The sequence below is a fragment of the Paenibacillus sp. Soil724D2 genome (assembly GCF_001427935.1).
Lineage (GTDB): Bacteria > Bacillota > Bacilli > Paenibacillales > NBRC-103111 > Paenibacillus_E.
This window is the reverse complement of sequence record NZ_LMRY01000013.1, coordinates 20,828-41,878: the sequence shown is the minus strand read 5'-3', so window position 1 is coordinate 41,878 and position 21,051 is coordinate 20,828. Positions and strand designations below refer to the sequence as shown.

The 21,051-nt window shown below is 46.9% G+C and carries 17 protein-coding genes; 14 read left to right on the top strand and 3 right to left on the bottom strand.

Annotated elements, in window-relative coordinates; translation table 11 throughout:
* The 6 genes from ASG85_RS15005 (at nucleotide 1) to rpoN (ending at nucleotide 7,939) form a co-directional block, all read left to right on the top strand.
* Nucleotides 1-1,047: an ABC transporter ATP-binding protein gene (locus ASG85_RS15005; RefSeq protein ID WP_060646698.1), complete on the top strand. Its 1,047-nt coding sequence runs from the start codon at nucleotides 1-3 to the stop codon at nucleotides 1,045-1,047.
* Between the two features lie 31 nt (nucleotides 1,048-1,078).
* Nucleotides 1,079-2,722: a peptide ABC transporter substrate-binding protein gene (locus ASG85_RS15000; RefSeq protein ID WP_060646697.1), complete on the top strand. Its 1,644-nt coding sequence runs from the start codon at nucleotides 1,079-1,081 to the stop codon at nucleotides 2,720-2,722.
* Between the two features lie 76 nt (nucleotides 2,723-2,798).
* Nucleotides 2,799-3,731 carry a S66 peptidase family protein gene (locus ASG85_RS14995; RefSeq protein ID WP_060646696.1) on the top strand — a complete coding sequence of 311 codons (933 nt, stop codon included), beginning with the start codon at nucleotides 2,799-2,801 and terminating at the stop codon, nucleotides 3,729-3,731.
* A gap of 76 nt (nucleotides 3,732-3,807) precedes the next feature.
* On the top strand, nucleotides 3,808-4,905 hold the full coding sequence (locus tag ASG85_RS14990) for a dipeptide epimerase (protein WP_060646695.1): 1,098 nt from the start codon (nucleotides 3,808-3,810) through the stop codon (nucleotides 4,903-4,905).
* A 5-nt stretch (nucleotides 4,906-4,910) separates the two neighbouring features.
* Nucleotides 4,911-5,828 carry a C40 family peptidase gene (locus ASG85_RS14985; RefSeq protein ID WP_321166588.1) on the top strand — a complete coding sequence of 306 codons (918 nt, stop codon included), beginning with the start codon at nucleotides 4,911-4,913 and terminating at the stop codon, nucleotides 5,826-5,828.
* A 785-nt stretch (nucleotides 5,829-6,613) separates the two neighbouring features.
* Complete coding sequence (rpoN, locus tag ASG85_RS14980) at nucleotides 6,614-7,939, top strand: RNA polymerase factor sigma-54 (RefSeq protein WP_060646694.1); 1,326 nt, start codon at nucleotides 6,614-6,616, stop codon at nucleotides 7,937-7,939.
* Nucleotides 7,940-7,957: 18 nt separating this feature from the next.
* Here rpoN and ablB read toward each other — a convergent pair whose 3' ends face one another.
* Nucleotides 7,958-8,815 carry a putative beta-lysine N-acetyltransferase gene (gene ablB, locus ASG85_RS14975; protein ID WP_060646693.1) on the bottom strand — a complete coding sequence of 286 codons (858 nt, stop codon included), beginning with the start codon at nucleotides 8,813-8,815 and terminating at the stop codon, nucleotides 7,958-7,960.
* Nucleotides 8,816-9,101: 286 nt separating this feature from the next.
* Here ablB and ASG85_RS14970 point away from each other — a divergent pair, with 286 nt between their 5' ends.
* Genes ASG85_RS14970 through gabT form a run of 6 tightly spaced genes read left to right on the top strand, consistent with a single transcriptional unit; the run spans nucleotide 9,102 to nucleotide 14,832 of the window.
* On the top strand, nucleotides 9,102-9,365 hold the full coding sequence (locus ASG85_RS14970; RefSeq protein ID WP_060646692.1) for a YokU family protein: 264 nt from the start codon (nucleotides 9,102-9,104) through the stop codon (nucleotides 9,363-9,365).
* 33 nt (nucleotides 9,366-9,398) lie between these two features.
* Nucleotides 9,399-10,751 (top strand): aspartate aminotransferase family protein, encoded by a 1,353-nt coding sequence (locus ASG85_RS14965; protein WP_060646691.1) that lies wholly within the window; start codon nucleotides 9,399-9,401, stop codon nucleotides 10,749-10,751.
* Nucleotides 10,748-11,491, top strand: coding sequence for a CoA transferase subunit A (locus ASG85_RS14960; protein WP_268796112.1), 744 nt, complete (start codon nucleotides 10,748-10,750; stop codon nucleotides 11,489-11,491). The genes ASG85_RS14965 and ASG85_RS14960 overlap by 4 nt, the downstream gene beginning before the upstream one ends.
* Nucleotides 11,458-12,120: a 3-oxoacid CoA-transferase subunit B gene (locus ASG85_RS14955; protein ID WP_060646689.1), complete on the top strand. Its 663-nt coding sequence runs from the start codon at nucleotides 11,458-11,460 to the stop codon at nucleotides 12,118-12,120. Before ASG85_RS14960 ends, ASG85_RS14955 begins: the two co-directional genes overlap by 34 nt.
* A 50-nt stretch (nucleotides 12,121-12,170) precedes the next feature.
* Complete coding sequence (locus ASG85_RS14950) at nucleotides 12,171-13,496, top strand: peptidase (RefSeq protein WP_414858735.1); 1,326 nt, start codon at nucleotides 12,171-12,173, stop codon at nucleotides 13,494-13,496.
* A complete protein-coding gene (gene gabT, locus ASG85_RS14945; protein ID WP_060646688.1) occupies nucleotides 13,462-14,832 on the top strand; it encodes a 4-aminobutyrate--2-oxoglutarate transaminase in 1,371 nt (456 codons plus the stop codon). The genes ASG85_RS14950 and gabT overlap by 35 nt, the downstream gene beginning before the upstream one ends.
* Before the next feature lie 466 nt (nucleotides 14,833-15,298).
* Here gabT and ablA read toward each other — a convergent pair whose 3' ends face one another.
* Nucleotides 15,299-16,696: a lysine 2,3-aminomutase gene (gene ablA / locus ASG85_RS14940; RefSeq protein ID WP_060646687.1), complete on the bottom strand. Its 1,398-nt coding sequence runs from the start codon at nucleotides 16,694-16,696 to the stop codon at nucleotides 15,299-15,301.
* Between the two features lie 118 nt (nucleotides 16,697-16,814).
* Nucleotides 16,815-18,263: a sigma-54 interaction domain-containing protein gene (locus ASG85_RS14935; RefSeq protein ID WP_060646686.1), complete on the bottom strand. Its 1,449-nt coding sequence runs from the start codon at nucleotides 18,261-18,263 to the stop codon at nucleotides 16,815-16,817.
* 231 nt (nucleotides 18,264-18,494) lie between these two features.
* Here ASG85_RS14935 and ASG85_RS14930 point away from each other — a divergent pair, with 231 nt between their 5' ends.
* Both ASG85_RS14930 and ASG85_RS14925 read left to right on the top strand, forming a co-directional pair.
* On the top strand, nucleotides 18,495-19,475 hold the full coding sequence (locus ASG85_RS14930) for an NAD(P)-dependent alcohol dehydrogenase (protein WP_060646733.1): 981 nt from the start codon (nucleotides 18,495-18,497) through the stop codon (nucleotides 19,473-19,475).
* Nucleotides 19,476-19,570: 95 nt separating this feature from the next.
* Nucleotides 19,571-21,049, top strand: a complete 1,479-nt coding sequence (locus ASG85_RS14925) for a protein adenylyltransferase SelO (RefSeq protein ID WP_060646685.1) — start codon at nucleotides 19,571-19,573, stop codon at nucleotides 21,047-21,049.
* The last annotated feature ends 2 nt before the right edge of the window (nucleotides 21,050-21,051 follow it).

Below are 21,051 nucleotides of genomic sequence, written 5' to 3'. Positions count from 1 at the left end.
ATGAATGCAACGAACTCGTCCGACGTTCTATTGGAAGTGGACAATCTTCATGTCTCGTTCACTACACATGGTGGAGAAGTGAAGGCGGTTCGCGGAGTCAGCTTTATGCTAGGTAAGGGAGAGACTTTGGCTATTGTAGGTGAGTCCGGCTGCGGTAAAAGTGTAACCGCCCGCAGCATGACGCGCCTTCTTCCCGAGCATAGCTCGAAGATCAGCCAAGGCAGCATCCGCTATAAGGGCAGGGAACTGACATTACTCAGTGAGAAGCAGCTGCGAGAGCTAAGAGGCTCTGAAATTTCAATGATTTTCCAAGATGCGATGACAGCCTTAAATCCCACCATCTCCATCGGTGAGCAGATTATGGAAGGAATCATCCGCCATCAGAAAATATCGCGTGCAGAAGCCCGTAAGCAAGCCACTGAAATGCTCGGGCTGGTAGGCATCTCCAACCCCGAGATGCGATTGAAGCAATATTTGCATGAGTTCAGCGGAGGCATGAGACAACGGATTATGATCGCTATCGCTGCGGTATGCAAACCTTCCGTTCTTATTGCGGACGAGCCGACTACGGCACTGGATGTCACCATTCAAGCCCAAATCATTGAGCTGTTCAAAATGCTCCAGAAGAAAACCGGCGTCTCTATTATCATCATCACACATGACCTTGGCGTTGTTGCGAATATGGCCGATCGGGTCAATGTGATGTATGCCGGTAAAATCGTCGAAGCAGGGACCGTATATGACTTGTTCCATAATCCTCAGCATCCTTACACCAAAGGGCTGCTGGCTTCCATGCCGCGTCTGGACACAGACAAGTCGCTTCCGCTTACACCGATTGCGGGAACACCGCCGGATCTGTTTGCTCCGCCACAGGGCTGCGCTTTTGCAGCGCGCTGCAGTTATGCCATGGAAGTATGCGGTGCCTATCAGCCGGAGCAGACTGCTGTATCGAGCAGCCACTCGGTTGCCTGCTGGCTTCAGGATCCGCGCTCTCAATTTGTATTCCAGCCGCCGATGAAGAGTAACATGATGTCGGCTCTAGGATAAATAAGATCATGAACGAAGGGGAGAAGTGCTCATGAAAAAAGTTTCAGCAATGCTAATCAGCTCCGTATTGGTTTTCGGTACGTTATTAGCCGGATGCAGCAAAGATCCAGGGTCCGGAACGCAAGAGTCTGGAGCCAAGCAGACGGAAGCAGCCAAAGAAACGAAGTCCAAAATTCTCCTTTACAACAACTTAAAAGAACCGACATCCCTCGATCCTCCGAAAGGGTTTGACCAAGTTTCTTATGATATTGTCAACAACGCGTTTGAGGGATTGACGCGTCTTGGCAAGAACCACTTTCCTGAGCCAGCTATGGCGAAAGAGTGGAAAGTCACTCCCGATGGGAAAAAGTACACGTTCACGCTTCGTGACGGTATAAAGTGGTCCAATGGAGATCCTGTAAAAGCTGCCGACTTTGAGTATGCATGGAAGCGTCTGTTGGATCCGAAAACTGCTTCGGACGCAGCTTTCCTCGCATATCCCATTGAAGGTGCAGAAGCTTTCAACTCCGGTAAGGGGACAGAGGGCGATGTGAAAATTAAGGCTCTGGATGACAAGACACTTGAAGTTACTTTGACACAACCTGCTTCTTGGCTGATTGGCATGGTATCCAGTCCGGCGTTCTTCCCGGTACATAAGGCAACAGTTGAAAGCAACGCCAAATGGGCCGGCGAAGCGGCTACGATTGTAAGTAACGGGCCGTTCAAAATTACCGAATGGAAGCACGATAGCGAGCTGAAAATGGTGAAAAACGACCAGTACTGGGATGCCGTAAACGTAAAACTGACAGGTGTTACTTTCAAAATGATCAATGATACTAACACCGCTTACCAGCTGTTCACTACTGGCGAGCTTCATACAACCGGATCCATTCCGGCCGACATGAGCGATAAATTGTTTGCTGAAAACAAAGTGAAGGTTGAAGATGCCGCAGGAACTGCGTTCTACCGCTTTAATGTGAAAATGGCACCTTTCAATAACGTCAACATTCGTAAAGCTTTTGTTGCGGCTGTAGACAGACAAAAGCTTGTAGACTTGGTATTAAAGCAAAAGCAGAAACCGGCAGACGGTTATGTATCTCCTGGACTAAAGGATCCTGCGGGTGGAGACTTCCGCACGGTTGGCGGCAGCCTAATCAAGTTTGATGCGGCCGAAGCGAAAAAGCTTTTGGAAAAAGGGATGCAGGAAGCTGGATACACGAAGCTGCCTGAAGTTACTTTAACTTATAACACGAATGATGTGAGTCAACGGATCGCTCAAACGCTTCAAGCTATGCTCAAAGATAACCTAGGTATCGATGTGAAACTGGCAAATAAAGAAGGTAAAGTTCTGACTACCGAACAAAAGGCTCTGCAGCTGCAATTGTCCCGTTCTTCGTTCCTTCCTGACTTTGCAGATCCGATCAACTTCCTGGACGGCTTCCAATCGACGAATCCGTTCAGCCGAACAGGGTGGATTAATGCTTCTTATGATAAATTGATCAAAGACGCATACGTAGAATCTGATGAGGCTAAACGATACAAAATGATGCACGATGCAGAGAAGATTTTGATGGACGAAGCTCCGGTTCTGCCGCTTTACTTCTATAACTCCACTTACCTGCAAAGCGACCAATTGGAAGGCGTCGTTAGGCACGCTTTCGGCTTCCTCGACTTTAAGTGGGCAGATTTGAAATAAAATCGGATGATCAAGGGATGCACCTGTAAGAGGTGCTTCTCCCTTTTTCTTCAGTCGTGAAAGGAGTGCTTCGTTGATGGTTGAGCTTATAAAGCCGCAGCGGTTAAACCCTGGCGATACGGTAGCCATAACGGCCCCGGCGAGTTGGGCTGACAAGGATCAAGTGAAAGCGGCTTCGTCCTATCTGGAGGAGTTGGGGCTCCATGTGCGGCTGGGAGATACCCTCTCTATGCAGCATGGCTACCTGGCAGGAACGGATGAGCAGCGGGCAGCGGAATTGAATGCTATGTTCGCCGATCCGGCGATCAAAGGGATCATTTGTGCGCGTGGCGGTTACGGTACGGGAAGAATAGCGGATATGCTAGACTATGAACTTATTCGAGCTAATCCGAAGATTTTCTGGGGCTATAGCGACATCACCTTTCTACATGCGGCGATAGGACGTTTCGCGGGTCTGGTTACTTTTCATGGTCCGATGTTGATCGATCTGGGGAAAGAGGATGTGCACCCGCTCACGATTCAAAATTATGAATTGCTTCTAAGTCCGTCTGTTCTTCACTATACGGAGGAGATTTCCCCTCTGCAAACCTTAGTTGAAGGAGAAGCGTTCGGGGCTCTCGTGGGCGGGAACATTTCCTTGATTGTTAGTACGCTTGGTACTCCTTATGAGCTGGACACGCGGGGGAAACTCTTTTTTATTGAAGATATTGACGAAGAGCCCTATAGGTTGGATCGGATGTTAAACCAGTTAAGGCTAGCAGGTAAATTCGCGGATGCGGCCGGCATTCTGATCTGCGATTTTAACAATTGCGTGCCGAACAAACGGAAGGTGTCGTTTACTTTAGAGCAAATATTTAACGATCACATCGTTTCTGCAGGGAAGCCGACACTCGCTGGATTTAAGATCGGCCACTGCTCTCCCAATATTGCGGTTCCGATTGGCATAAGGGCAAAAATGAGTACTTATGATAAGCTGCTGGTATTTATGGAACCCGGTGTAGAGGCATAAGCTTATGCTTCCGAAGTCGTTTTGTGGCATAAGCCCGCTTCGCTTGCATAGCTGCACAAACTTTCAGGAGGCAAACATGAACATTCAAAGTGTTGAAGTAATGCGGCAATCGACTCCGCTCATTAAGCCATTTAAAACAGCTCTGCGTACGGTGTATAAAACGGAGTCTATCATCGTTCGGATTCAGGCTAACGATGGCAGAGTCGGGTGGGGAGAGGCACCGGCAACGATCGTAATAACCGGCGACAGCTTGGATAGTATCCATTCGGCAATTGTAAATACGTTCACTCCTTTACTCATTGGCAAAAACCTACTGGCGTACGAACGTATTCTTCAGGAGATTCATCATTCGATGATTGGCAGCAGCAGTGCCAAAGCGGCTGTAGATATGGCTATTTACGATCTGGTAGCTCAGTATTGCGGTCTGCCATTGTACCAGTTCCTCGGTGGATATAAGGATCACATAGAGACAGATTACACGGTAAGCGTCAATTCACCTAAGGAAATGGGAGAAGACGCTATCCGTTATGTGCGGGAAGGCTTCAATGTATTGAAGATTAAGGTTGGAAAAGATGATATCCAAGAGGATATTGAAAGAATGAAGGAAATCCGCAGCTGCGTCGGCAGCAGTGTGAAAATTCGCATAGATGCGAATCAGGGGTGGCAGGTAAAGGACGCCATCCGGACGATCCGCCGCATGGAGGATTTGGGGCTTGATATTGAATTGGTAGAACAGCCGGTGAAGGCTAACGACATTGAAGGACTGAAAATGGTTACAGATAGCGTTGAAACCCCCATTATGGCAGATGAAAGTGTGTTTTCTCCGGCACAAGCCTTTGAAGTGCTGAAACACCGCGCAGCCGATCTGATTAATATCAAGCTGATGAAATCCGGCGGAATTTACAAAGCGCAAATTATTAACCATATCGCAGAAGAATTCGGTGTCGAGTGTATGGTTGGAAGCATGATCGAATCTCGTGTGGCTGTGACAGCAGCAGCTCATCTGGCAGCTAGCAAGAAGAACATTACACGGTTCGATTTCGATGCCCCGCTCATGATGCTTAACGATATTGTGGTTGGCGGTGTGAAGTACGACGGCAGAATGATGACCTTCCCGAAAGAAGCAGGCCTTGGTATTCGTGATGTGGTACCCAGCGAAAGTGTAGTGGGGTGATGAGTATGCAGAAACGGATGATAGTCGCTGTTTCTGTCGCAACGGTTTGGACGAAGCCGGAATCTCCTAGGCCTTTGGATGAATCTGCTCTAAAGCATCCGGTTGAAATTAGAGAATGGCTGAGGCGCATGACGATAGACGATAAGCTGGATTTGTGGGAAGGGAACCGGATTCAGACTCAAATTCTTTATGGTACCTCCGTGCTGGTTGCAGAAGAACTGGAAGATTGGATCAAAGTGCTCATTCCGCAGCAGGGAACACGCAAAGAAGCTTTGGGATACCCCGGCTGGGTGCCAAGATGCCAGCTGGTTATAGAGCCGGAAGCCCCAGCTGGCTTGAAGAGAGCGGAAGTGATAACAGCTCAAGCGTGGCTGTATCGGAATCCGTCCGAACGCTCGATCGAGTTGAGCTATCTGACCTCTCTTCCTGTCCTTGATGAAACTGAACAATGGGTAAAAGTGAAGACACCAGAGGGTGCTGGTTATTTAAAAGCGAACGAGGTCCGCTTGAGCGATGGCTCTCTGATCCCCGAACCTGGTGAAGGCCACATCGGATGTGGAATTGTGGAGCAGGGGAGAAGATTTCTTGATCTGCCTTATTTATGGGGCGGAATGTCCTCATTTGGCTACGATTGCTCCGGTTTTGCTTATAGCATGCACAGATATTTTGGGATTTCGATTCCAAGAGACGCCTCTGACCAAGCTAAGCAGGGAATGCTCATTGCAAAGGAACAGCTGGAACCGGGGGATTTGCTCTTTTTCGCTTATGAAGAAGGCAAAGGAGCTATTCACCATGTAGGGATCTATGCCGGAGACAATCGGATGATCCATTCCCCTGAATCGATCAAATCAATTGAAATTATGGATTTAAGCAGCTATAAGTTAGCCAAAGAGCACTGCGTGTCCAGGAGGTATTGGGGATAATGCAGCAAATTACTTGATCGTATTATAGTCAGTATCGTTAAAATGAGGCGGCAAGTTATTCTTGCTTTCTCATTTTTTTATTTTTCTGTCGATTGCAAGGGAAAGAAAGGTGTTAACCTGCCGAGAAGCTTCGGAAGTACATGCAGCAATGCCCCTTGGTCGCAGCTTCTGCTGGACGAAGGGGTCTTCATGGTAATGACCAAGTTTTTTACTATGAGCTTTATGTACCTTTAGCAGAAGGAAGCATAGGAAGTGATTCAATTTGAGAAACCGAAATTCGACGGTCTCTCACGTTCTTCTAAACACTGACGTTCCGCTAAATAATCCGTTTAAGGATGTCAGATTCTGTTGCACAATATTCAATAGGATTGCCTTAATAAAATGTTTATAAGCATTTCCATTGGAGTAACTACAATGTTTTTTCCGAAAATGGCTTGTGATTAGGCTTAGTGGAAAATCCCATTGCATAGTATCCAATGAAATCGTGTATTCACGAAAAAGATGTTGGATTTCATTGTATTTGCTCCAATGGTTTTAATCCTATGGCAAAAAACCGAAAAAAAAAGCAACGTTGTTTCTCTTCCTCATGATATCGGGCGTTTTTCGGCCAATTAGCGCATCGTAGTTCCTCAGCAAATCCTGGTTACCTTAGCTGTACAAAAATGGGGAGAGGCCGAACATCCAAATATGATTTTTTGGATAGCCCTTTCTTTCTAGTCGAAATGGACAAAAAGGGATCGAACTTGAATACATATAGAAGCAATAAACATAAAGAGGTGATGTACATGCGCCCAGGATACGGAATGTTCCAACAGCAAGCCGCAAAAATGCGGTTAACTCCGCAATTGCGAAAAGCCATAACGATTCTCCAGCTCTCAACACCGGAATTACTGGAGGTTGTCCAGCAGGAGATGAATGATAACCCGGTATTGGAATTCACCGGAAACGAATGGGATGCTTATAGCGCCTCTCCTAAATACCATAGTGCAGCAGGCAGGAGTGATCACATCTATGACCCCCTGTATCATGCAGCATCGAATGAGGTATCCCTAGAAAGGCATTTAAAGGAGCAGTTGGGCTTCGTAAAAAAGATCCCGCCATCCATTCGTAAAATGATCGCGTTTATGATCGGAAATCTCGATAATAATGGCTATCTGGGACCCTCCTTAAATGAAATTTCCGATGTGTTTAAGGTCGATCTTGCTCAAGCGGAGCTTGCGCTAAGGATCTTGCAGGGGTTCGAGCCCGTCGGCGTGGGGGCAAGAAATTTGAGTGAATGTCTGCTTCTTCAGGTCCAGTCCGTGTCGGAGTGCTTTCCGTTAATATCCATATTAATTCGTAATCATCTGAAGGATGTTGCCGATTATCGCATTCATAAATTGTCGACGAAGCTGCAAGTGACAGCACAAGAAATTCAGGCAGCGATTGATGTGATCAAAGGGTTGAATCCTAGGCCTGGCGCAGCATTTTATACAGAAACAGTGCCATATATGATTCCCGAGGTTATCATCGAAAAGGCAGATGAACAGCTCGTTGTGTTGATTCATCAAGCAGCGTCGCCTCGCCTCGCGATTAATGGTTATTACGAACGCATGGTGAAGGATAGCAGCGACAATAACGAGGTAACAAAGTTCCTCTTTGGTAAATTAAATTCAGCGAGTTTCTTCCTGAAGTGTTTGGAGCAAAGACGAAAGACCATATTCCGCGTAGCCCAAGCCATTGTCGAGGAACAGAACGATTTTTTCTGGAAGGGAGCTTCCCATCTCAAGCCCATGACTTTGAAGCGTATTGCCGATAAATTAGGTGTGCATGAATCAACGGTCAGCCGCGCGACGTCTGGTAAATATGCTCAAACGCCATGGGGCATCTTCGAGATGAAGCACTTTTTTCCCTATGGTTTGCAAATGGACCTTGGAGATGCTGCGTCCTCGGAACGCGTAAAAGCGAGAATAAAGGAATGGATCCATGGGGAAAACCATGAGAAGCCTTACTCCGACCAAAAGCTGGCTGATCTGATTAGGAAGGAAGGCATTCAAATTTCTCGCCGTACCGTGACCAAATATCGGGAGGAGTTAGGCATTTCTTCTTCCTTGAGAAGGAAACGCATATAGTTTTTAAAGGGGGCAAAATCACTTCAACATTTTGGCCCACAAATTCATATCCTCAAATTTATCGTAGATATCGCAATTTTTCGTTAGTCTGCCGTAATAACGGTATCCCATCTGGAAGAAAACGGCATTCATACCGAAAGAAAGGGCTCTGGATAAGGAGTAAGCGCAAGTGATGTTTCGCATGATCAATTCATCTTCCAAAGCATGCATAAGCAGTCTCATGAGTCCTTGATTACGATAGGCAGGAAGTGTGGCGCAATCCGTCATTTCTGCATTGGCGTAAACCCTATTGATCTCTGCGGAGGCAGCGCTAATGAGTTGATGCGGCGATTCTACGAGATAATAAATCGTACCCTCGCGCATTGTTTTTTCGACGTATTCAGGATCATTCATCGGTGTTGGGTACGTCTGAAATATTTGATCGTATAATCCAGAAAGCCGCTCTGCATCCTCCGTCCGAGCTATACGCAGTGTATATTGTTCCGGAATCAAGGGGCGACTGGGCTTGAGGGGAAGAGCCAGCACTTGCTTGAGAATGTGATCCTCCTCCATCCAATAATCGCTAGTCCGCCGCTCAAGATCATCATACAGAGCCATACAGTAAGCGTCGCGACCGTTGAAATATCCTTTATAAATTCCCTCCAGCATGCAGCCTTTGGATAGAAAGGCTTGCCAGTCATCCTCTCGCGATTTAATAAACACTTTGGTCAAAGCATTTGCTTTGGCAATTTCCACTATTCGCTTGCAGATGGTATCCACATTTCCCAGATAGTCATCCACCCGCAATCTTTTGTTAAAAAAATCGAGGCAAAAGATTACTGTAAAATCCTCGCCATTTTCTACCTGATTTAAATACGTTGGGAGATGACTTGGCATCCAGCATTCCCCTTTCTCCCTAAAATCGTTCCATTCAACTATCTGCAAAAATGGTGCCAACTGCAAAACGAGATCATGGTTTGTGCTGAAAGCACGCAATACCGTATGATTTCTAATTTTTTGCTGCCAAAAAAATAGCAACTGCAAAATGTTTGGCAGCTTTTCCCGCGAAAACTTACCCTGAAAGAAGTCTAGATGCCTATTTCGAAAAGTTGGCATTTATTTTGCATAGTAATCAGGTAGCGATAAGAATGTTCTAAACAACTATGAGGGAGGACTAACGCATATGAAGTGCATGTGGTGTGAAACGGAGGAAATCCGTGAAAGCGTGAAAGATTGCTACTGGGTCATGCCGGATGGGAGAGTGGCGATTCAGATTTTGGAAGTCCCTGCTATCGAATGTTCCAACTGCGGTACTTACGTATTGGAGAGCACCGCGCAGCAAATCGAAGAGATACTTTATTGGCATGATGTATCTGCGCTTGGAACCACATTTCGCTATGAAGATCTGTTGAAGGCTCCGCGGGTTAAGAATATGTTTCTAAAATAAACCGTAGCGATGGTTAACAATGGGGGGAGACTTATGAAGCGGGAGCATTTAATCAAGCCGGTTTTGGACCACCATTATCCCACCATTCAATATGGAAAAGGCGTCTTTTTGTACGATGATCAGGGCAAAGCCTATATAGATGCATCTTCGGGGGCTGTGACAGCCGGAATCGGGCACGGGGTTCAAGAAATCATCGATGCGATGCAGGAACAGGCGAGTAAGGTTTCTTTTGTCTACCGCTCTCAGTTTACAAGTGAACCAGCCGAAAAGCTGGCGAAGAAGCTGAGTGATCTGGCTCCTGGCAATGATTACTGGTCTTTCTTTGTGAACAGCGGATCTGAAGCAACGGAGACGGCGATGAAGATTGCTATCCAGCACTGGCAGGAGAAGGGGCGCCAAGGAAAAAATAAAGTGATTTCACGACGAATGAGCTATCACGGTATAACGATGGGCGCTCTTTCGATGTCAGGCCATGTCCTCAGACGAAGACGATTTATTCCGTTATTAGAGGACTATCCGGTTGTCGTACCCCCTTATTGCTACCGCTGTCCTTTGAACAAGACCTTTCCAGACTGTAAGTTAGCGTGTGCGGAAGATTTGGAAACCGCTATAAAACGGATTGGTGCCGAACATATCGCTGCATTTATTGCAGAGCCGATCATTGGTGCTGCAGGAGGCGCTATTGTTCCGCCTGAAGGATATTACAAGAGGATCAAGGAGATCTGCGAAGGAAATGAGATCTTATTCATCGCCGATGAGGTCATGACGGGGATTGCCCGTACAGGAGCTATGTTCGGCATGGAGCATTATGGCGTCGAACCGGATCTGATAGCTCTAGGAAAAGGGATGAGCGCCGGATATACGCCAATGGCGGCAACGCTTACCAAAGATCACGTGATGGAACCCATTTTGCAGGGATCCAAAAGCATCATGTCGGGCCACACCTACAGCGCAAATCCGCAATCAGCGGCAGTTTCCCTAGCGGTTCTCGCCTATATCGAAAAGCATCAGTTAGTCAGGGCTGCAGAGGTCAAAGGCAGCTATTTGCTGGGCAAGATGCGACAAATGGCTGATCAGATCGAGATCATCGGCGATGTAAGAGGCAGAGGACTTCTTCTCGCTATTGAATTTGTTTCCGATCGGTTCGACAAGCTCCCGTTTCCATCGGGGCTAGGTATCACCTCTAGAATCGTCGAAAATGCCTTTCTAAAAGGTCTTCTCGTTTACCCTGCGGCCGGTGCGTTGGACGGGGGAGGAGATGCCATTATTGTGGCTCCTCCTTTTGTGATTACAGAAGAAGAAATAGACCAGCTCGTGCGGATTTTGGATGAATCCATTCGGGGAGTCATAGCTGAGGTTACCCGATCCGAATTGGAGGAGATATGATGGAGCCATATGCGAACGCACACGCGAACACACATACGGTCATATCCGGTAAAGTAAGCACTTTGGAAGAGGCACTTCTAGCAATAACCGATGGCTGTACGTTAATGTATGGCGGATTCGGCGGCATTGGAACGCCTCCAACGTTGATCGAAGGTATTTTGCAAAAGGGGGTTAAAGACCTAACGATCATTGGGAATGATACCGGGTTTCCGCAGATCGGCATTGGCAGCTTAATCACAGCAGGCAGAGTAAAGAAGGTGATTGCCTCCCATATCGGCTCCAATCCTAATGCTGGCCTAATGATGGAGGAAGGTACCATGGAGGTGGTGTTTTACCCACAAGGCACGTTAGCGGAAAAAATTCGGGCTGGCGGCGTAGGTCTTGGAGGAATACTGGTGGATGTCGGCATCGGAACGATTATGGAGCAGGGAAAGGCGACCGTGTCCATCGATGAGAAAAAGTATCTGGTCGAGCCGGCTTTGACGGCAGACGTTGCCATTGTTCATGCGAAAAAAGCCGATCCATACGGGAATCTTGTCTACGATAAAAGCGGCAGAAATCTAAATCCATTGGTCGCCATGGCCGGGAAATTTACGATTGCGGAAGTCGATGAGATTGTACCGCTAGGCGAGCTAGACCCCGAAAGCATTATAACGCCGGGCATTTTCGTAGATATGGTGATATTGAGCAGAGGGGTGACTTGGGAATGGGTATGGGAAAAGAAACCCGCGTCCGAATAGCTAAGCGGGCTGCGGGGGAATTGAAGGACGGCATGGCCGTCAATCTAGGAATCGGCATCCCGACCATGGTTGCGGATTACGTTCCTGAAGGCATTCACGTCGTTTTTCATGCGGAGAATGGGATTTTGGCCGCAGGGGGTGCCCCGCTTCCTGGGGAAGAAGACGCTTTTCTTTGCAACGCGGGAGGATACCCTGTCACAATTACCAACGGTGCTTCCTACTGTGATAGCAGCATTGCTTTTGCCATGATTCGCAGGGGATGTATAGATATCACGATACTTGGGGCGTTAGAGGTCAGTGAGCGCGGGGATTTGGCCAATTGGATCGTGCCGGGGAAGCGGGTGGCAGGGATCGGAGGGGCGATGGAGCTTGCGCAAAAAGCCAAGAAAGTCATTGTTCTTATGAACCATGTCAACAGGCAGGGAGAATCAAAAGTTAAAAAACAATGTGACTTACCACTAACAGCGCAGGCCTGTGTCAAAATGATTATTACGGAAATGGCCGTGATGGAGGTCACGGATCGAGGATTGCTTTTAAAAGAAATCATGCTGCCTTATACGGTAGAGGACGTTGTAAATCACACCGAGGCTGCATTAATCATTCCGGAGAACATCTCGTACATTCCATAAATGTGTATTACAAACTCGTTTTCTTATGCCTATCTGAAGGAGGAATTCCTTTGCCCAATCTGAACGCTGAACTGCAAAAACAAATTCATGAGTGGATTAGGCTTCATCGTGAAGAAGGAACCTGTTTTCTGCAGAAGATGGTCAGAATCCCCAGCACGCAAGGTAATGAGAAAGAGGTCCAGGCCTTAATTGCCGATAAATTTCGCGAATTGAGATTAGACGTTGATGTCTGGGAGCCGGATGGAGAGTCACTGGAAACACATCCTTATTTTTGTTCTCCTAGAAACCGTTTTACAGGCAGTCCCAATGTAGTCGGTGTCATGAAAGGGACCGGAGGGGGACGTTCTATCCTACTCAATGGTCATATCGATGTCGTTCCGGAAGGAAATCGGGATCAATGGCAAGATGATCCTTTCAGCGGTAATGTGGTGGACGGGAAGCTATACGGGCGCGGTGCAACGGATATGAAAGGCGGAAATCTCTCTCTCCTACTTGCTGTTGAGGCTGTTCAGAGTCTTGGCATTAAATTGAAAGGCGACGTCATTGTTCAAAGCGTTATTGAAGAGGAAAGCGGCGGGGTAGGGACTCTGGCTGCGATTGTAAAGGGATATCGAGCAGATGCGGCCCTTATTCCAGAGCCTACCAATTTACGCATATTTCCTAAGCAGCAGGGCTCTATGTGGTTCCGTACCCACGTCAAAGGCCGTTCGGCGCATGGCGGAACCAGGTATGAAGGGGTTAGTGCCATTGAGAAAAGCATGATCGTGCTGCAGCATATCCGGGAGCTTGAGAAGCAAAGAAATGCTCGGATCTCGGATCCTTTGTACGCTCAAAACCCCATTCCTATCCCTATCAATATAGGTGTCATTCAAGGAGGAAATTGGCCTTCATCCGTACCGGACACCGTAAAATTAGAGGGAAGAATGGGCGTTGCCCCTGAGGAAAAGCTTGATGAGGCTAAGGAGGAAATGAGTCAGTGGATGGAGGAGCTTAAGGGAAAAGACCCTTGGTTTGAAGAACATCCGCCTGTAGTTGAATGGTTCGGCGCCCGGTGGGTACCAGGCAGCGTGGATCCAGGACATGATTTGATGAGGGTTCTGATGGAGCAGTATCGGGAGGTAAGGCAAGAAGAACCTACAATTGAAGCATCACCTTGGGGAACAGACGGCGGTTTGCTGACGCAACTTGGCGAAACGCCTTGTATTGTTTTCGGTCCAGGCATCACACAAGTAGCCCATTATCCTAATGAGCACATCTTGCTGGATCATGTGTTTGAAGCAGCGGAAATCATCGCATTGACCCTGATACATTGGTGTGGTTTTACGGAATGGAGGCATGGTGATGGATCAGAACCCGAAACTGACGAAATACATTGATAGGAAGACGGCGATCCCGGGACCTCAGGCTCAGGCACTTCTGGAGCGGCGCATGGCAAGTATCCCGAGAGGTCCTTTCAATACGGTTCCTACCTTTGCGGCCAAAGGGAAGGGGGCGCTGCTGACGGATGTTGACGGGAATACCTTTATCGATTTTGCCGGTGCGATCGGCTCTTTAAATGTTGGTCATTGTCCGCCAAAAGTCGTGGAAGCGCTGAAGGCGCAGCTAGAACAATATCTGCATCCCTGCTTTCACGTCATGATGTATGAGCCTTACGTGGCGTTGGCGGAGAAACTCAATGCGATAACCCCAGGAGACCATAAGAAGAAAACGTTCTTCTTGAACAGCGGTGCGGAGGCAGTTGAAAATGCGGTGAAAATTGCACGTAAATATACGGGGCGAAGAGCCGTGATTTCCTTTGAGCGCGGCTTTCATGGCAGAACCTATATGGCGATGTCTTTGACTAGCAAGGTAAAGCCTTATAAGAACGGCTTCGGCCCTTTTGCGCCTGATACGTACAAAATGCCCTATCCTTATTACTATCGTGCTCCTTACGGGATGTCTCCGGATGAGGTGGATGATCAAATTTTACAGAAATTTGAGGACTTTTTCCTGGCGGAAGTCCCGGGTGAAGAGGTCGCAGCTATCATGATGGAGCCGGTTCAAGGGGAAGGGGGCTTTGTCATACCATCCGTCCGGTTTGTGCAAGGTGTGAAAGCAATATGTGATAAATACGGTATTTTGCTAATTGCCGACGAAGTACAGACGGGGTTCGGACGGACAGGGAAAACCTTTGCGATGGAACACTTTGGTGTTGTGCCAGATTTAATGACCATGTCCAAATCGATCGCCGCTGGTCTTCCGATAAGTGCTGTGACCGGACGAGCGGAGGTCATGGATGCACCCGGTGTCGGTGAAATCGGGGGTACCTATGGAGGCAGCCCGCTTGGCTGTGTAGCTGCGTTAAAAGTAATTGAAATGTTAGAGGAGGATCGGCTAGCGGAACGGGCTGTCTCGATTGGGTCAGCGGTCAGCGAACGTTTTCTCCGGCTGCAGCAGGAAGTTGACTGCATTGGCGACGTGCGTACGTTGGGCGCGATGAGTGCGATTGAGCTGTTGAAGGATCCGGTGACGAAAGAACCGGATAAAGAGCTAACGACTCGGATATTACAGGAGGCGCATCAACACGGAGTCATCGTGATGGGTGCCGGCTTATACAGTAATGTTATACGCATTCTAAGTCCGCTGGTCATTACGGATGAGCAGCTTGCTGAGGGCTTAGATGTTCTGGAGCGGGCTGTTAAGGCGTGTATCAGTAAGAATATTCCTGAATAAGCCTGGAGGCGTTAAGGAAAGCGGGACTGGGCGTGAAGGCGTTTAATACGTCATTCAGGAAATGACGGAGCTGAAATTGATTTGTTTTAAAAAGTTGTCGTCACATAGGAAAGACCTCACCCACGCAATGATGATTGGCGTGTGAGTGAGGTCTTTTTTTGCTTATCCAGTACCTGCGGATAGCCATCCGCAACAACGAGCCTTAGAATAAGCGAGTATTGGACTCGAAACGGTCCGTAGAAGCAACAAGGGGAACTACGATGCGTTAATTATCAAAATCAACGCCTTTTTGAGCGCAAAGGGAACTACGATACGCTATTTCGCCATTTTTGTCTTAAAACGTCAGATAAATCCGAAATAAGTGATTGACGTTCCGTTTGGCCAGCTTATTAGGGGCTTTTAGGCAAATTACCGCATCGTCGTTCCCTTTCGTAATCATAGGAGCCCAAACTCCCAGTCGAAAATCTTAATCTGTATTTTGAATATTCTCCGTATCCTCCTTAATCTCTTTCTGCTGTGCTTTCATCAATTTGTCCTTCATTTCATCCCGCTTTGGCCGACGATCCTTCAACGACGCGTGCTCCGGTGTATCCTGATAAATTTTCCTTCTGCCCATCCGGCGCAAATTTTCTGGCACTAGGTTAAATTTTTCATCTTTCATGAGTGCAATAATTCCGGTGCTTTCCGGTTGCTTCTCGATGCTGTAGATTTCGTTGAAATATTCGTCTGCACGGCCCGGTACATAGTTTTTAGGCTCTGGGTAACCGACGATGACACCTTCATAATTGCGCAAAATGACTTTATCCTGGCTTTGCGAGATTAAATAATTGGGCTGAAGCGCGATTTTTCCTCCTCCTCCTGGAGCGTCGACGACAAAGGTTGGTACTGCATACCCGGAGGTATGGCCGCGAAGAGCTTCGATTATTTCCAAACCTTTAGAAACAGGTGCCCGGAAATGACCGATTCCTTCAGATAAATCGCATTGATAAATATAGTAAGGGCGTACACGAATTTTCACAAGATCATGCATGAGCTTCTTCATAATATAAGTACTGTCGTTAATACCGGCCAGAATCACTGACTGATTGCCTAAAGGTACTCCAGCATTTGCGAGCATTTCGCAGGACTTTTTCGCTTCGTCCGTCATTTCCAAAGGATGATTAAAATGGGTATTCAGCCATACCGGGTGATACTTTTTGATAATACTGCACAAATGCTCCGTAATTCGCTGCGGGAAAACGACCGGGGCTCTCGTGCCAATACGAATGATCTCAACATGGGGAATCGCCCGTAAATTTTTCAAAATATATTCCAAGATGTTGTCGTTAATTAACAGTCCATCGCCGCCAGAAAGCAGAACATCACGCACCTCTGGCGTATTTCGAATATAAGCAATCGCATCATCCAATTGTTTTTTGGGAACCCCCATGCCCACCTGGCCGGAGAAACGGCGGCGTGTGCAGTACCTGCAGTACATTGAACATTGATTCGTTACCAAAAATAGAACCCTATCAGGATAACGATGTGTTAAACCGGGGGTAGGGGAGTCTTCGTCCTCGTAAAGGGGATCCTCGAGATCATACTTTGTTTTCAATAATTCGGCGGAAATCGGAACAGATTGCATGCGAATCGGGCATCGCGGGTCATCCGGATTCATCAATGATGCGTAATAGGGGGTAATATTTAATGGAATGGTTTGCGTTGATATCCGAACGCCTTCTTCTTCCTCGGGAGTTAAATTCACTACTTTCTTCAGATCTTCCAGAGTACGAATGGTATGTGTCAGCTGCCAAAGCCAATCATTCCACTGCTCATCCGTTACATTTTTCCATAGCTCAACTTGCTTCCAGTCACGTCGTTCCATTATTGCACCTCCAGTAATGATGCCTTCTCATGAGTAGTAAGATGCAAAAAGCGTGCCAACATTTCCCCGCAAGCTGAAAAGCAAAAAAGACTCCTGTCGGAGTCTTGATCACTGATGTTTATGGCTTTTTCACGATGCCGTAGCGGCTCAGTTTATACTGTAAAGCTTGGCGCTTGATTCCTAGAGCTTGTGCGGTGAGAGTGATGTTATATTGATGGTTTTCCAATGCGTCCGTGATAGTTTCCTTTTCCATTTGCTTCACTTTATCGGTCAATCTACCGGCAGAGATTGTTGTCATTTGGTCACCCCACGGTGTAGATCGTAGAGAGAGAGAGGCTGTTTTTATAGGATTCCCTAAGAAATAAGCGGGAAGGTGATTCTCTTGAATGATTTCGCATTCCAGCTCCATCATATTGTAGGTGGATTCGATGGCATGGCTTAATTCCCTTATATTGCCTGGCCAATGGTAGTTCATTAGGCTATTCATTGCAGCTGGGGTAATGCCCGTTATTTTCATGCCGAATATGTGATTAAATGTATCAATAAAGTGATAGGTGAGGAGAGGAATATCTTCTTTTCTTTGCACAAGAGGAGGCAGGTATAGGTTCACGACATTTAGCCGGTAGAACAGATCGCTGCGCAGCAATCCTTTGTCTAACGCTTCCTTCGGATCTATATTCATGGCGGTAATGATGCGGACATCGACTTGCTGTTCCTGGGTTCCCCCGACTCGGCGAACAATCCCGTCTTGAAGCACCCGCAATAGTTTGGCCTGCAAAAATAAATCTAAGCTATTTAACTCATCCAGAAAAAGAGTTCCGCCGCTAGCTTGCTCAAATAATCCAGCACGGTCAATAGCGCCAGTAAACGCGCCTCGCGCAGTTCCAAACATTATACCTTCCATGAGCTCGTTGGGGACAGCCGCGCAATTTTGAGCAATAAATAGACGGTTACGGCGGGCACCGGCATTGTGAATGCTCTGGGCGAACAATTCTTTACCGGTGCCGGTAGGTCCGGATATCAAAACAGGCGAGCTAGTACGTGATGCCTTTTTGGCGAAGGAGACTGTATGTAAGAAGGCTTCGCTTTTGCCAATTAAATCACTGAAATGGTATCGAGCAGAGCTGGCGTTTTTCTTATCTTTTGAAGGTGATTCGTAGATTTGATGCCTGAGATCAAGGATTTGGTCGTGGAGATGAACAATGCTTGTAATATCCTTTGCAACTTCTAAGGCACCGATGATTTCGCCATTTTCCATTAAAGGATACGTACTGTTAATGGTTGTGATCCGTTTCCCTGTCACACTCACGTAGGTTTGTATTTTTTCTCGTATTTCGATACCTGTTTGTAGAACTTTAATGAAAGTGCTAGTTTCATTCGTTAAGGAAGGAAAAAGGTCGAAGAAGTTCTTTCCTACCACTTGTTCTCGCTTAAAACCATCGGTTTCAGCCATCTTATCATTATAAAAAATGGTTATTCCCTTGTTATCAATCAGATGAACACCGACATCAATAATATTCAACATTTTCTCAAAATACTTTGATCCATGATCGTTCTGCTCGAACATTATGTTCACCTGCCTCCGAAGAATGCTTCAATGGCTCAATTAACACCTTATGATATTTTGTCTGGAAAAATGCCCGTGGAATAATAAAAGGCGAAATCGGCTAAATAAGAGACAAGTTAATGTAAATTTATATTGACATGACGTATATTATAAAATACATTGTGTATATAATACTTTACATTATGTAAATGGTAACGTACAGTTCGAGGAGGAACATGCATGAATAACCGAATGAAAGCAATCGTATGCACCAAATACGGATCGCCGGATGTTCTTCAGCTTAGAGAGGTAGAAAAACCTACCCCCAAGGACAATGAGGTACGGATCAGAATATGTGCGGCAACAGTTGGGCCAGCGGACTGCGCCTTTCGAAAGGGAGACCCTTTTATTGTCAGACTTTTTTACGGTCTTAGTAAACCGAAAAACCCCATAATGGGGTTTGAGTTAGCCGGGGAAATTGAGGCAGTAGGTAAGGAAGTGAAATTATTTAAAGAAGGTGACCAGGTTTTTGGTTTAAGTGCAAAGATCTCAGGTGCTCATGCCGAGTACAAATGTCTATCTGAAGACGCGCCATTAGCAATCAAATCGTCCTCTATGTCTTATGAAGAAGCTGTTTCTGTCTGTGATGGGGCAACAACTGCATTGACTTTCCTTAGAGATAAAGCAAAGATTCAGAGAGGACAAAAAGTCTTGATCAATGGCGCTTCCGGATCGGTAGGTGTTCATGCGATTCAGCTTGCTAAGTTCTATGGGGCAGAAGTTACCGGGGTATGCAGTACCACGAATGTAAGATTGGTGAAGTCATTGGGAGCTGATAAGGTAATAGACTATACCAAAGAGGATTTCACACAAGCCAGCCAGTCCTATGATGTTATTTTTGACGCGGTAGGCAAACGTTCATTTGCTCAGTGTAAAGCATCGCTAACTCAGAGAGGTGTTTATCTTTCTACGGTCCCTACGCTGTCTATTGTGCTTCAAATGTTATGGACTTCAACGATCGGCGGCAAAAAAGCAATTTTTACGACTGCAGGCTTAATGCAGACTAAAGAAAATCTAGTCTTCCTTAAAGAGCTGTATGAGGCGGGGAAGATAAGATCGGTCATCGATCAACGATATTCGTTGGAGCAGACTGCCGAGGCTCACCGCTATGTAGATAAAGGACACAAAAAGGGAAGTGTTGTCATCACTGTGGGACATAATAGTAAGAGTTAACGAAGCGTTGCAGTTGATTGCGGAGAACTGTGATAATATAAGTTTAACGTGTTAGAAATACTAAAATACAAAAGACAAATGAAAAGGGAGCTATGATGACAGAGAAAAAATCAAGGATAGAAACAGGATGGAACTTCGACAACAGCTATGCTCGTCTACCCGAATCACTTTTTACCAGAATTCATCCAACTCCTGTTCGCTCACCGAAGATTATTATTCTTAATGATCAGTTGGCAAAATCATTGGGCTTAGCCATCGAATCGCTGCAAAGCAATGATGGTGCAGCGGTGCTGGCTGGCAACCAGATTCCTGAAGGCGCTTTGCCTATTGCCCAAGCCTATGCTGGTCATCAATTCGGGCATTTCAACCGGCTAGGGGACGGCCGGGCTCATCTGCTTGGCGAACAGATCACTCCCGAAGGTATACGGGTTGATATTCAGCTGAAGGGTTCGGGTAGGACGCCTTACTCCCGCGGGGGCGATGGTCGGGCGGCACTTGGACCGATGCTGCGTGAATACATCATCAGTGAAGCCATGCATGCGCTTGGTATTCCTTCAACACGCAGCCTAGCTGTGGTAACAACCGGTGAGTCCATATTCCGTGAAACCGAGCAGCCCGGTGCGATTCTTACCCGCGTAGCTGCAAGTCATCTGCGTGTCGCAACTTTTCAGTTTGCTTCAAAATTTGGCGCTGCCCAGGATCTCCAAGCCCTGGCTGATTATACATTGCAAAGACATTTTCCAGAAGTTGAAGCTACTGATGAGAACCGCTACCTTTTGCTACTTCAGGAAGTGATCAAGCGTCAGGCTGTACTCATCTCCAAGTGGCAGCTCGTTGGTTTTATTCATGGTGTGATGAACACCGACAATATGGCGATTAGTGGGGAAACCATTGATTACGGTCCTTGCGCTTTCATGGATGCCTATGATCCGGCAACGGTATTCAGTTCTATTGATAAGCAGGGCCGCTATGCTTATGGTAACCAACCCTATATTGCCGCATGGAATCTCGCCAGATTCGCTGAAACCTTACTACCGTTGCTTCATGACGACGAGGAGCAAGCAGTCAAACTAGCCGAGGGAGCGATTGCAAGTTTTTCCGAGGTGTATCACCGCAATTGGTTCGCTGGTATGAGGTCAAAACTGGGAATCTTTAATGAAGAACAGCAGGATGAATCTCTTATTAAAGATCTGCTTACTATGATGCAGAAGTATAGTGCGGACTATACCAATACTTTCCGCGCATTAACTTTTGATAAGCCGGAAGAGTCTGCTCTGTTTGGTAACACTGAATTTACTCAATGGCATGAGCAGTGGCAGGAGAGACTAGGCAGGCAGCAGGAAACAAAAGACTCTTCACAGCAGTTGATGCGCAGCAGCAATCCTGCGATAATCCCCCGTAACCACCGGGTAGAAGAGGCATTGGAAGCCGCGGTAAAACAAGGAGACTACAGCGTGATGGAGCGACTTCTTGATGTTCTTTCTAGACCCTTCGCGCACTCCCCCGAACAGGCGGATTTCTCTACATTGCCTGTGCTATTAGACCATCCCTACCAAACCTTTTGCGGTACTTGATA